This window comes from Dyella sp. 01L423, assembly GCF_056399945.1.
Genome location: NZ_JBFTSI010000002.1, coordinates 764,606 through 779,079, shown reverse-complemented (window position 1 = coordinate 779,079; position 14,474 = coordinate 764,606). Strand labels below are relative to the sequence as shown.

Below are 14,474 nucleotides of genomic sequence, written 5' to 3'. Positions count from 1 at the left end.
TCATTAATCGCCTGTCGAGGCCCTTCTTGAGGTGGCGCGTGCGCCGCTGCAACAAAAGCCTTCTCAAGAGCGCCGCAAGGAGTTCAGCGCCAGGTCTGCCTTTGCCTGAATCTTGTCCTTTTCAGCTTCGATGACGTCGTCTGCAATCGCGTCGGGGAGAATGTCTTCAAGGCACCGGATCGGTCGATACGAATAGGCTGCCATGCTCCATACAACCACGAAGGCACCCGAGAGCATCAGGATGAGCCCGATGCCACGTCCCGGACCGATGCCGATCATGCCAAAGGTCGAAGCCCATGCACCGCCCTTCACCATCAGTGGCTCGAAGATGCGATCGGCCAACGGTCCGGCCGCCAGATAGCCGAGCGGCACCGTTGCTTCCATCAACATGAAGTTGGTGGCCATCACGCGGCCCTGAAGCTCCTGGCCCACCTTGGCCTGAATCGTGGAGATCCAATGCGCGTTTGCCAGTGCCAGTGCAAAGCCGAAACCGAACATGCCCAGCGCCTGGATCAACATGGCGGGATTGGCGCCCGCGATGGCGATGCACAATCCGGAAAGCAGCACGCTTCCCAAGGCGCCATCGATTCGGCGTCGCGTGCCGCCCCAGATGCTCATCACGGTGCTGCCGGCGAGTATCCCCGCGCCATTCGCGGCCATGACGATGCCCAGTGACGCCGGACCACCTGAAGCGAGCACCAGTGGTGTCACCAGCGATTCGATGAGCCCCGCGACGAAGTTGGCGATGGTGGTCATCAGGATCATCGCGACCAGACTGTGGCGCTTGATGATGTAGCGCCAGCCTCCGATCATTTCCTTGAAGAACGGCTCCTCACGCCGCTCGAACAGGCTGTCGGGAAGGCGCGCGGAAAGAAGTGCCGAGACGGCGATCAGGAAGGTTACAAAGTCGGTCACGACGATACCGTGCAGGCCAATCAGGCCCATCAACGCACCCGCCAAAGCCGGCCCGAGGAAAGCGCCCAACCCGGTACCGAGTTGCACGAAACCGTTGGCCTTGCCGTAGTAGCGCTTCGGAACGATCTGGGTGACCACCGACATGTAAGCGGGTAGCCGGAAGGCGTTTGCCACGGCAGTGACGCCAGCAATGACGTACACCTGCCAGATATGCAGGCTACCGGTCCAGATCAGGGCCGCCGCGGTTGCCGTGGAAAGTCCGGCGAGGCAGTTGTTCGCGATCATGATCTTCTTTCTGTCGATACGATCGGCAAGGGTTCCCGCGATGGGAGCAAGCGCGATCGCCGGGAGAATGATGAAGACCATCATCAAGGCGTAGCTTGAAACACGTCCGGTCTGTTGATAGACCCACACCCCTAAAGCGAACGACGTCAGCGTGCTGCCGATCACGGAGATGATCTCGCCGATGGCGACGGTGAAGAAGGTCTTCAGGCTCGGCTTGGCGGTGAGCTTTTCGGTGCGGGCGGACGTTTCGTTGATCGCCGTCTCGGCGACGGGTTCCGGCAGCGAGACGGGCTCATCGTGCCGGCGGACAATCCCCGCCTCGATGATCGCCGCCAGATCACCGGCCTGATGCTTGATGAAATAGTGGCCGGCCTTCGGAATCACCGCAAAATCGACGGAGACGCTGAAGTATTCCCACTCACGATGGCGTTCCTGATACAGGGTGGTGGCGCGGTCCATCTCGCCGATCACGCTGGTCAACGGCGCTTTGAGTTTCGGGAAGGGTGCGTTGTAAAGCGCGGTGTAGAAGTCCTCGATCTCCTGGTGCTCGCGCACGAAGTGGCCCATTACAAAGTCCTGCTGTTCCTTGTCGGTGATCTCATCGAAAAAGCCGAAGGACTTGAGTAGGTCGAAGGCGGAACGGTTGGAGCTCCACTTGTGGATTGGGAACACCTTGCGGAGAAACTCGAATACCTTTCCGGCCAGGTGCGGTGTCGGGAAATGGCCGCCGATGAAAAGCCGAGAGATCTCCACGCCTGCTTTTTCCAGCTCTGCCGCGATGGCGATCGTCAACGCGCCGCCGGCGCAATGCCCGTAGAACGCGATGGGGCCGGTGACGTCGCGGCGTATTTCCTCGGCGCATCGCCGGGCGATCTCGTCGATGGGCAGTGTCTGCTCATCGCGTCGACCGAAATCGTGGCCCGGTATTTCCAAGGCCAACACCTTGCAGCCGTGCGGCATGGCCTTGGCCAGTGGTTGATACGAGATCGGCCCGCCACCGGGGAACGGAATGCAGATGAGCGTGAGTGTCTTCTGCTCAGCGGGAATGGGTCGGGTGAGTTCGTGCAGCAATCCATCGGACGTCGCCCTTCCCCCGGCGATACGTTCGGCGAGTTGCCGCACGGTGGGGTATTTGAAAAGCTCCGTTACGCCGATGCCATGGCCGATCCGCCCGACCACGCGAAACGCCTTGAAGGACTCGCCGCCGAGGTCGAAGAAATTGTCGTCGATGCCAATCTTCGGAATGCCGAGAACCTCGGACCATATCTGCGCAATACGGGCCTCGAGTTCGTTTCGTGGCGCCACGAAGTCTGACTCCGCACGCACAGGCGCAAGATCGGGAGCAGGCAACGACTTGCGATCGAGCTTCCCATTGGCCAGCAAGGGAAGCGCCTCCATCCAGACGAATGCCTGGGGAACCATGTGCTTGGGCAGGCTGGTGGAGAGGTGGGCCCTGAGCTCCTCTGCCTTGAAGGCTTCCGGCCCGACATAGTAGGCAACGAGGGCCTTGTCACCGGCAGCGTCCTCGCGCGCAAGCACGACAGCCTCCCGAATTCCCGCATGTTCGGTCAGCTTGGTTTCGATCTCGCCCAGCTCGATGCGGAAACCGCGGAACTTCACCTGATGATCGTTGCGTCCAAGAAACTCAATGTTGCCATCAGGCATCCAGCGAGCGAGATCACCGGTACGGTACATGCGCGCACCCATCGCGCCGCCGAACGGATCAGGCACGAAACGTTCGGCCGTCAGTTCGGGACGGTTGACGTAGCCGCGCGCCACACCTGCCCCGCCGATGTAGAGCTCGCCGGCCACGCCCACAGGCACCGGCTGGCGGTGTGCATCGAGAATATATGTCCGCGTGTTGGCGATGGGCCGACCAATCGGTGCGTTGCGATGGAGATCCTTCATCGGTGCATAGGCGCTGGAGAACACCGTGGCTTCGGTGGGACCGTAGCCGTTGACGATCCTTATGCCCTGCCCCGGCTTCGCTGATTGAATCCGGTACAACTGGGATTCAAGCAGCGGTTCCACACCCACCAAAAGATAGTCGAAGGGAAGCGCCGATCCGGAGCTCGCCATGAGCTCATCCAACTGGCGCACAAAGAACGGCGGCAGATAGGCGAAGCTGATGTGATGCTCTGCGAACCAATCGAACAAGCGCGTCGGCTCGCCTCGAATATCGTCGGGTACGATATTCACCGTCGCACCGACAGACAGCGGGACGAACAGCTCGAACACCGAAACGTCGAAGCTGAAACTCGTCCACAGTGACGCATGCAAAGGCTTGGTCGTTCCGACGTCGGCGAACCGGCGCAGGCAATCGGCCAATAGATTGATGACATTGCGATGCTCGACCATGACGCCCTTGGGCGTCCCCGTGGATCCGGACGTATAGATCACGTAGGCCAGCCGCGACGCGTCGAGCCCCGCTCCGCTTGTTTCAGGATTCGTGTCGGGTTGATCCGCAAAGGCCAGGGCCAGGTCGAGCACGGGAGTTCCATCAGTCACCGCGCCCGCCACCGACTCCGGCAGATCGCCCAGCGTCAGCAGCGCCATTGGCGCGCTGTCGGCGAGGATGTGCCTGAGCTGTTGCTCCGGGTAGGTCGGGTCCATCGCCACATAGGCAGCGCCGGACTTGAGCACGCCCATGAGCCCCACCAGCATGTCCAGGCTCCGTTCCAGGCAGATCGCCACGCGGTCGTCCGGCTTGACGCCCATCGATCTGAGCTGATGGGCAAGTCGATTCGCCCTGCGGTTGAGTTCCGCGTAGGTAAGGCTCTCTCCGTTGAACGCTATTGCCGTGGCTTCCGGCGTGCGCGACACCTGGTCTTCAAAGAGCTCGTGCACGCAGCGGGTGCTCGGATACGGTTGTTCCGTGGCATTCCACGTTTGCGTGACTAGCCTTTGCTCGGTCTCCGCAAGCATGGGGATGGAGCCGATGGCTTGCGCATCGCCCGAAACCATGCCTTCCAGAAGTGCCTGGTAGTAGCCGGCTATCCGCTCGACGGTCTCGTGCGCGAACAGTGCGGTCGAATATTCCAGTGCGCCTTCGAACTCACCATGGGACTCGCGCAGCGTTAGGGACAGGTCGAACTTCGCGACGTCGTAGCTCGTGCCATCGAAGGGCTCGCACGTCACACCCGGCAGATGGGGGCGTAGCCCAACATCGTCTTCCCAGGAAAACGCGACCTGGAACAGCGGGCTGTGCGCGACATTGCGAACGGGGTTCAGCAACTCCACCACCTGCTCGAACGGCAGGTCCTGGTTCTCCTGCGCACCCAGCGAACAGACCTTCACCCTTTCCAGAAATCCAGCGACGGTAGGATCGCCCGAGAGATCCAACCGCAGCGCGAGGGTGTTCACGAAGAAGCCGATAAGGCCTTCGATCTCCGCGCGACCGCGATTGGCTGCTGGCGTGCCTATGACAACATCGTCCTGCCCGGAGAGCCGGGAAAGGAGAGCTGCCCATCCGGCAAGCAGCGTCATGAAGGGCGTCGTCCCGTGACGCAGGCCCAAGGCCTTCAAGGCCTTGGTCACCGTGCCATTCACCACCAGCGGCACGGTTCCGCCCGCGTAGCTCTGCTCTGCCGGTCGCGGGTGATCGATCGGCAGCGTCACGAGTTCCGGTGCGCCGAGCAGGGACGTTTTCCAGTACGCCTCCTGCTTCTTCAGCAGCTCGCCCGACAGCCACTGCCGCTGCCACACCGCGTAATCGGCGTAGTGCAGCTCCAATGGCGGCAGCGGATCGTCTTCGCCCTTCGCGTACGCTTCGTAGAGCTTGCCAAGTTCACCGACGAACACACCCATCGACCAGCCGTCGGAGACGATGTGATGCATGGTGATGAGGAGTGCATGGCTATCGTCGGCCTCGCGTATCAGCAGGCCGCGAATCAGCGGACCATGTTCGAGGTCGAAGGGAGCGGCAATGTCGGCGTCTGCCATGCGAACGGCTTCTTGCGGGCTCGCCGCCGTTCTTTCCACCAGCGCGAACGCGTTCTCGCTTGCGGGTGCAATCCGCTGTTTCGGCTCTCCATCGATATGGACGAACGTGGTGCGAAGCGACTCGTGACGCGCCACGATGCGTTCGAGTGCGCGATGGAGCGCCCGTACATCGAGGGAGCCTCGAAGTCTCAATCCGTAGGGCACGTGGTAGGCCGCGGCTGCGCCATCCATCTGCGCCAGGAACCACTGCCGACGCTGCGCAAAGGACGTAGGCAGCAGCTCACCGCGGTCGATTCTCGTCACGGCGGGAAGCTGGGCGGGCGCCGCCTCGGCCACGAAGGCGGCAAATTCCGCGAGCGTCGGTCGGGCAAAAATAGCGCTGATGGGCACATCGACATGGAGCTTGTCACGCAGCCGCGACATGAGCCTGGCGGTCAGGAGGGAATGCCCGCCCAGCTCGAAGAAGCCATCGTGCCTTCCGATCCGCTCGACCTTCAGGAGCTCCGACCAGATGCCCGCGATGACCGTTTCGAACTTGCCCCGAGGGGCTTCGTATTCGCGTGAGGCGTAGTCGTTTCCTTCCGGTGCGAGCAAAGCTTTCCGGTCCAGCTTGCCGTTGGGATCGAGCGGCAACGCGTCCATTCGAATGAAGGCCACGGGAATCATGTAGCCGGGCAAACGTTCGGACAGATGGTCCCTGAGTGCGTCGGCTTTCAGCTCCGTCGCGCCGACGTAGTACGCAACGAGACGCTTATCGCCAGGCACGTCCTCGCGCGCCAGCACGGCCGCTTCTGACACGTGGAGATATTCGCGCAGCCGGGCTTCGACTTCACCGAGCTCGATGCGGAAGCCGCGAATCTTCACCTGGAAATCGTTGCGCCCGAGGAAGTCGATGGTGCCGTCCTGACGCCAGCGGCCCAGATCGCCGGTCCGGTACATGCGCGCGTTCGGTTCGCTGTTGAACGGGTCGTCGACAAAGCGCTCGGCGGTCAGCTCCGCCCGATTCAGATACCCCCGCGCCACGCCCGCGCCGCCGATGTACAACTCGCCGGCGACGCCGACGGGGACTGGCTGCTGGTGTGCATCGAGGATGTAGATGCGCGTATTCAACATCGGGCGGCCTATCGGCGGTGAGCCGATGACGTCGGATGGGCAGGCATAAAGGGAAGCGACCACGGTTATCTCCGTGGGCCCATACGCGTTGACCAGGCGCCTCCCTGCAGCCCACCGGCGGGCAACGTCCTCCGTCAGCGTGTCGCCACCAACAACGAGCAGCTGGAGCGGTTCGAGATTTTCCTCCGCCGGCATGGCAGCCAGCACGGCAGGCGGAAGCAGCGCGTGCGTAACGCCAGCCGCATGGATGGTCTGGATCAGGCTTTCCGCGGTCAGCGGGATATCTGATGCCGGAATGACGAGCGTCGCTCCGCTGCAAAACGCGAGGAGCATTTCGAAAACACAGGCATCGAAACTGAAAGACGCAAATTGCAGGACCCGGCTACCCTGCCCTGTCTCGAAATGTGAGATCTGCGCGGCGGCCAGATGGCACGCATTGCGGTGTTCCACCATCACGCCCTTGGGGTTTCCCGTGGACCCGGACGTGTAGATCACGTAAGCGAGGTTCGTCGACGAGAGCCCGACATCGGCGATGGGCAGATCGGTCGCGGCACACTCTTGCACCGTGTCGAGATCCATCACCGGCACGTTGCCCGCGATGTCAGGGCATGCACCCTTCACCAGCAGCATCACGGGTGCACTGTCTTCCACGATGTAACGCTGGCGCTGCCGGGGGTAGTGAGGATCGATCGGCACGTAGGCGCCGCCGGCCTTGAGGATGCCAAGCACCGCGACCACCATCTCGAACCCGCGCTCGATGCAGACGGCCACGCGGTCGTCGGGTTTCACGCCCAGGGCGCGCAACCGATGCGCCACCTTGTTCGCGGCAAGGTTCAACTCCGCGTAGCTCAGCGATGCCTTGCCAAACTCCAGCGCGGCAGCGGCCGGAACACGCCTGGCCTGATCTTCGAACAGCTCATGGATGCACCGGTCGCGAGGGTAAGGCGCGTCCGTTGCATTCCATGTCTCCACGACCAGGGCGCGCGCATCCCCGGACAGCATCGGAATACGCGTCACGCCCGAGCCATCGTCCGCAGCCATTCCTTCCAGCAGTGCTCGATAGCAGCTGGCGATGCGTTCTATCGTCGCCGGTTCGAACAGGCTCGTCGCGTACTCGAGACTCGCGACCATCCCGGCTTCGGATTCCTTGATCGACAACGTCAGGTCGAATTTGGAAACGAGGTAATCCGTGTGCCGACGTGGCGCCGGGCGGAGGCCTGAAAATTCCAGAACCTCCTTGCCGTCCTTTTCCCAGGTGAACATGACCTGGAAAAGTGGGTTGTACGCGAGGGATCGCGTCGGGTTCGCTTGTTCAACGACCTGTTCGAAAGGCAGGTCCTGATTTTCCTGGGCCTCCAGCGTGCGCGCCTTGACCCATCGCAGGCATTGGGCAACCGTCGGATCACCCGCGAGATTGAGCCGCAATGCCAGCGTGTTGACGAAAAAGCCGATGAGTCCTTCGGTTTCCGCACGTCCACGGTTTGCTGTCGGCGTGCCCACGACCACATCGTCCTGCCCGGAAAACCGGGACAACAGGATCGCCCAGCCAGCCAGCAGCGTCATGAACATGGTGGTGCCATGGCGGGCACTCAACTCACGCAACGATTCCGTAAGTGCCTCGTCCAGCGCGAACGACATGGTGCGGCCCGCGTAGTTCTGCTCCGGTGGCCGTGGATGATCGATCGGAAAGGAAAGGAGTTCCGGCGCGCCGGCGAGTGCGTTTTTCCAATGGGCCGCCTGGGCCTCCAGCAAGCGGTCCGAAATACAGGCTTCCTGCCAGACCGCATAGTCGGCGTACTGCACTGCCAAGGCGGGCAGCGGATCGGGCTGGCCCTCGACGTATGCGTTATAGAGCGAGCTCAGTTCCTGGGCGAATATACCCATCGACCATCCGTCCGAAACGATGTGATGCATCGTGATCAGGAGCGTGTGGAGATCGTCCGCTTCGCGCAGCAGTCGTCCGCGAACCGGAAGCTCCCGCTCCAGATCGAAGCAAGTGAGTTCTTCTTTCTTTGCCAGCCTGACTATCTCGTCCGGCGTCGTAGCGTCGCTTTCGGCCAATGGAAAGCGATGCTCGTCCATCGATTCGATGTGCTGGACCGGTTCACCGTCAAGCAAAGGGAACGTCGTGCGCAGCGCTTCGTGCCGCGTAATGATTCGATCCAGCGCATCGCGTAGTGCCTGCCTGTCGAGCGCGCCCTGCAACCTCAATTCGTAGGAGATGTGATAAGCCGCACTTGCGCCTTCCATCTGCGCCAGAAACCACAGGCGCCGCTGAGCGTACGAGAGCGGGAGTTTGCCGTGACGATCCGCCTTCGTCACCAGCGGAAGGCGATCCGGGGCAGCGCTCGCCACCCGTAGCGCGAAGTCGGCCAGTACCGGGGCGGAGAAGAGTGCGTTCAATGGCACGTCGACGTTCAGCGCCGTGCGCAACCGCGAGATCACCTGCACGATCAGCAGCGAGTGACCGCCCAAGGCAAAAAAGTTGTCGCGGCGCCCAATAGTCTCCACTTTGAGAAGCGACGACCAAATGGATGCAATGATGGTTTCGATCTCACCAACGGGGGCTTCGTATTCGCTGGTGGCGTACGCATTCGCCTCCGGCGCCGGAAGAGCCCGCAGGTTGAGCTTGCCGTTGGGCGTCAACGGCAGCGCCTGCAGATGCACATAGGCCGCAGGCACCATGTATTCGGGCAATCGACGCGAGAGGTGATTGCGCCATTCCTCGGCAGCGAATTCTCCGCCCGCTACCACGTAAGCCACCAACTGCGGTTCGCCCGCCCTGCCCTCGCGGGCGACAACGGCGGCCTCCCGGACAGCAGGATGCTCCAGCAGCCTTGTCTGGACTTCGCCAAGCTCAATGCGGAATCCGCGGATCTTCACCTGGAAATCGTTGCGACCCATGAACTCGACGGTGCCGTCGGGAAGCCATCGACCCATGTCGCCCGTCTTGTACATCCGCGCCGCAGGATCGTCGCCGAACGGATCGACGACGAATTGTTCCACGGTCAGCTCGGGGCGATTCAGATAGCCGCGCGCCACGCCGGCGCCACCGATGTGAATTTGACCAGCCACGCCCACGGGCACGGGCTTTTGATGCGCATCGAGGATGTATATCCGCGCACTGGCGATCGGTCGGCCAATGGGTACGTTTGCGGCCGTGTCGCTCGCCTGGCACGGATGCATCGTGGCCCAAACGGTACCTTCGGTCGGCCCGTATTCATTGAACAGAGCGACCCGTGGTTGCTGTATGGCCGACTTCGCCACCAGTACCGCAGAGCAGGCTTCACCCGCGACGATCACCTTGCCCAGGGTCGTATCTTGATGCCGGGGACCCTGGAATTCGAGGTAATTTCCATAGAGCGAGGGAACACACAGAAGCGTGTCGATCTTTTGGTGATGAAGAACCTCGTCAAGTTGCGAGGGGTCGCGTATCGCCGACTGGTCCGCCACGACAAGCGTGCCCCCGTTGGTGAGCGTGCCGAAGATTCCCGCCACCGAACTGTCGAAATAGATGGGTGAAACCAGCAGAAAACGCCCTGTGTTCCCATAGGCGGCGTGCCTGGCGCGCGTCGAAGCGACAAGGTTGCGATGTTCGATCATCACGCCCTTGGGCTTGCCCGTTGAACCCGACGTGTAGATCACGTAGGCCAGGTCGTGCGGCGTCAGGCCGATCTCGACGGCGTCGAGGTTTGCATCAGACTGATCCCCGCAAGAGAGAGACAAATCCAGTACGCGAAGGCCACCGGCCAGCTCGTCCTCCAGGCCTGCGGGCATGTCTCCCAGCGTCAGCAGCGCGGCAGGCGCACTGTCGGCCAGCATGTGGCGCAGGCGCTCTACGGGAAGAGCGGGATCGAGCGGAACATACGCGCCACCCGCTTTGAGCACCGCCAGCGGCGCCACGACCATCTCGAGGCTTCGCTCCGCGCAGATCGCCACCAGGCTGTTTGGCCTCACGCCCAGCGCGCGAAGTTGATGCGCCAGCCGATTGGCCCGTGCATTCAGGGCCGCATAGGTAAGCGCCTGATCCTTGTACACCGCAGCCATGGCATCGGGTGTCTTGCGCACTTGCTGCTCGAACAGCTCATGGATGCAAATTTCGTCGACGGGAGGAAGATCACTCGCGTTCCATGCCTGCACCACGGTGTGGTGCTCAGCCTCGGAAAGAATGGAAATGTCCGCAACGGGCCTGGCATCGTTGAGCGTCATGCCCGCAAGCAGCGTCCGGAAATACCCGATCATCCGTTCCACGGTTTCCCGCTCGAACAGCGCCGTTGAATATTCCAGCTCGCCTTTGAGGCCTGCGCGCGTTTCCCTCATCGTGAGAATGAGGTCGAACTGCGCCGACTGATGGGCAATTTCAACCGACGACACTTCGCTCAAGCCAGGAAAGTCGAGCAGGAGGCCGTCGTCGTTTTCCCATGCGAACATCACCTGAAACAGCGGACTGTACGCAAGACTTCGTGCTGGATTGATCTGCTCCACCACGTGCTCGAAAGGAATGTCCTGATTTTCCTGCGCCTCCAGCGCCCGATCACTCACCTGCTGCAGGAGTTCGGCGACCGTGGGAGCGGTTGACGTATCCACCCTCAGCGCCAGCGTATTCACGAAGAATCCGATCAACGGCTCGATTTCGGCACGACCGCGGTTAGCCATCGGCGTGCCGATGACGACATCCTCTTGCCCGGACAGCCGCGAAAGAAGCGCAGCCCAGCCGGCGAGAAGCGTGACGAACCGGGTCGTTCCGTGGCGCTGGCTCAGGGCACTGAGCGCCTGCGCCTGCGCTGCATCCAGCAAGAACTCGACTTTCGCACCCGCGAAGCTTTGTTCGTTCGGGCGCGGACGGTCCAGCGGCAAGGTGAGCAGTTCGGGGGCGCCGGACAAGGCACTCTTCCAATAGCCAGCTTTCGCGCGTAGAAGGTCCCCGGACATCCAAGTCCTTTGCCAGGTCGCGTAATCGGCGTACTGGATACCCAAGAGCGGCAGTGGATCCACTGCGCCCTGCAGAAAGGCGGCGTATAGGGTATTGAGCTCATGCATGAACACCTGCATCGACCATCCGTCGGACACGATGTGGTGCATCGTGATGAGCACCGTGTGGCTATCCGTGCTTTCACGTAGCAAGCGCGCGCGAATCAGCGGCCCGCGCTCCAGATCGAACGGCTGCACCGATTCGTCGTTCGTCAGGCGCGCCAGTTCCCCAGGCGACGTTGCTTCCTGCATGAGGAAATCCATGGATGTCGCCTGCGGGGCGATACGCTGCATGGGCTTTCCGTCGATCTCCAGGAACGTGGTGCGCAAGGCATCGTGGCGCGCCACGATGCCATCCAGCGCCTGTCGCAGCGCCATGACATCCAGCGCGCCGCGCACCTTCCATCCGCAGGACAGGTGATAAGCCGCACTCGCCCCCTCGATCTGCGCCAGAAACCATAGGCGCTGCTGCGCAAAGGAAAGGGGCTCGTACGCTTCCCGTTCCCTGCGGATCACCGGAGGGATCTGCGACGGCATCGCCTTTGCCACTTGTTCGGCGAATTCCCCAAGCGTGGCGCTCGCGAAAAGTGCGCGGAACGGCACATCCACGTTCAAGGCATCGCGCAGCCGCGAGATGACCTGGATCGTCAACAGCGAGTGCCCGCCCAATTCGAGGAAATTATCGTTTCTGCCGATCCTGTCCATCTTGAGAAGATCGGACCAGATGGCGGCAATCAACGCCTCGATCTCGTTGCGCGGCGGTTCGAACGTGCGGCTGACAAAGGCTTCCTGTCCCGGGGCGGGCAAGCTCCTTGCGTCGAGTTTGCCGTTCGGTGTCAGAGGCAATCTGTCCAACTGGACGAACACCGCAGGCACCATGTAATCGGGCATTTGCTCGGCGAGATGCCTTCTGAGCGCAGCGACATCCATGCGCACGGAAGCGGAGAAATAGGCCACAAGACGCCGGTTTCCCGGCACGTCTTCCCGCGCGAGAACGGCCGCCTCGGTCACCCCGGCGTGCTCCGAGAGCTTCGCCTCGATCTCGCCCAGCTCGATGCGGAAGCCACGTATCTTCACCTGGGAATCGTTTCGCCCCAGAAACTCGATGGTGCCATCGGGAAGCCAGCGCCCGAGATCTCCCGTCCTGTACATCCGCGCACCGGGAACGTTGCTGAAAGGGTCGGCGATAAATCGCGCGGCAGTAAGTTCGGGCTGATTCAAATACCCTCGCGCCACACCGACGCCACCGATATGGAGCTCTCCGGACACACCCACCGGCACCGGCTGTCCCTGTTGATCGAGAAGGTAGTTCCGCGCGTTTGCGATGGGACGGCCGATGGGTGCGCTTCGATGCCGTTCGGCGATCTCCTGATACAGCGTGGAATAGACGGTGGCTTCCGTCGGTCCGTAGGCATTGACGATCGTGAGTCCCGGCGTGGTGCTTTGAAACCAGTGCAAGTCTGCCTCGGAGAGCGACTCCACGCCCACGAGAACATGCTTGAAGGGAAGTCGTGCGCCGGAGGTTTCCAGCAGCCCTCTCAGGTGGCGAACAAAGAAGGGCGGCAAAAATGCGAAGTTGATTTTTTGGCGCGTAAACCAAGCAAGGAGCGCCGTGGGATCTGCACGAATAGCTTCGGGAACGACCTGGAGCGTTCCACCTGCGCAGAGCGTTACAAAAATCTCGAAGACGGTTACGTCAAAACAAAAGCTGCCCCACATGGATGCCTGGAACGGATTTCCCCGCCCAAAATCCGGACATCGAGCCGTCCAGTCGAAAAGTAGGTTGATCACGCCTTTGTGCTCCACCATCACCGCTTTGGGCGTGCCGGTTGAGCCCGATGTATAGATCACATAGGCCAGATTGCCAGATGCCAGATCCTTGTCGAAAGGAACGGGGTTGGTATCGGGATGATGGTCGACCTCACCATCCAGGTCGAGTTCGGTCACGCCGTTCGCCCAGGCGTAGGTGTGACCTCCTTTCGTCAGAAGCACCGCGGGAGCGCTGTCCCTCAACATGAATTGCAGGCGCTCTTCCGGATAGGCGGGATCAAGCGGCACATAGCAACCGCCCGCCTTCAGGACAGCGAAGATCCCGACCATCATCTCGACACCACGCTCCACGCAGATAGCGACGCGGCTATCGGGCTTGACATCGAGCAATCGCAGTTGATGGGCGAGACGGTTGGCTTTCGAATTCAGCTGTCCATAGGTCAGCTGCCTGTCACCGAATACCACTGCAAGAGCGTCAGGATTCCGGGCGGCTTGTTCCTCGAAAAGCTCGTGGATGCATTGATTGCCGGGATAAAAAGCGTCCGTGGCATTCCACGTGTCAACGACAAGGCGACGTTCGGCGTCCGACATGATCGGCAGATGCATGATGCCTTTCGTCTCGTCTGCCAGCATGCCCTCCAGCAGCAGGCAGTACCTTTCGATGATGTGTTCGATGGTGTCACGCTTGAACAGCGCCGAGGCGTAAGACACGCAGCCCGTGATGCCGCCGCCATGCTTTTTGATCGTCAGTACAAGGTCGCAGCCAGTGTCTTCAAGGCCATGATTGGCGTCATCCTCCATCGAATACAGCGACTGCATCGATTCGCTGTCGCCCTGATCCAGTACGAACATGGCCTGGAACAGCGAATGATACGAAGGGTTTCGAACCAGTCCCGTCAGTTCCACGATCTGACCCAGGCGCATCCCGCTGTGCTCTTGGGCAGCGTTCGCCTGCTCTTTCGTGCAAGACAGGAATTCTGCCACTGTTGCCTGGCTGGAAAGGCTTAGCCTCAACGGAAGCACGCACGTCAATGATCCATCGAGCAATGGCGTTTCCCATCGCTGCCGCACCGGCATCAACGTACCGACGACGATATCGTCCTGACATGAAAGGCGCCCAAGAAGCGCTGCCCATCCCGCCAGCAACGTTATGTGCGATTCAAGTCCCTGATCGCGCTCAAGCTTTTCAATGCCGCCTTGCAAAGCGCCGCTGATCGCGAAGGTCACGGTAGCTTCGGCACGATCCAGCGCCGCAGGACGCGGAAAATCCGTGTGTATTGTCAGGCGTTCCGGCGCGCCGGAGAGCGTAGTTTTCCAGAAGGCTGCCTGCTTCTGGGGCGAATGATCATGTCGGCCTTGGCTACTGCTCAATTCCCTCTCCCTGTGGAAAATGATTCATGTCCTTCGCATAACTGACGAGCATAGTTTGCACGCAAGTACTTCCGCAACCCGGTGCAACGTCGTCATATTTCACGTTC

The 14,474-nt window shown here is 61.4% G+C and carries 1 protein-coding gene; it reads right to left on the bottom strand.

Annotation, left to right across the window (positions count from 1 at the left end):
* Nucleotides 1-63 precede the first annotated feature (63 nt).
* Nucleotides 64-14,367, bottom strand: a complete 14,304-nt coding sequence (locus AC1DMY_RS10075; protein ID WP_477164809.1) for an amino acid adenylation domain-containing protein — start codon at nucleotides 14,365-14,367, stop codon at nucleotides 64-66.
* Nucleotides 14,368-14,474: the final 107 nt, after the last annotated feature.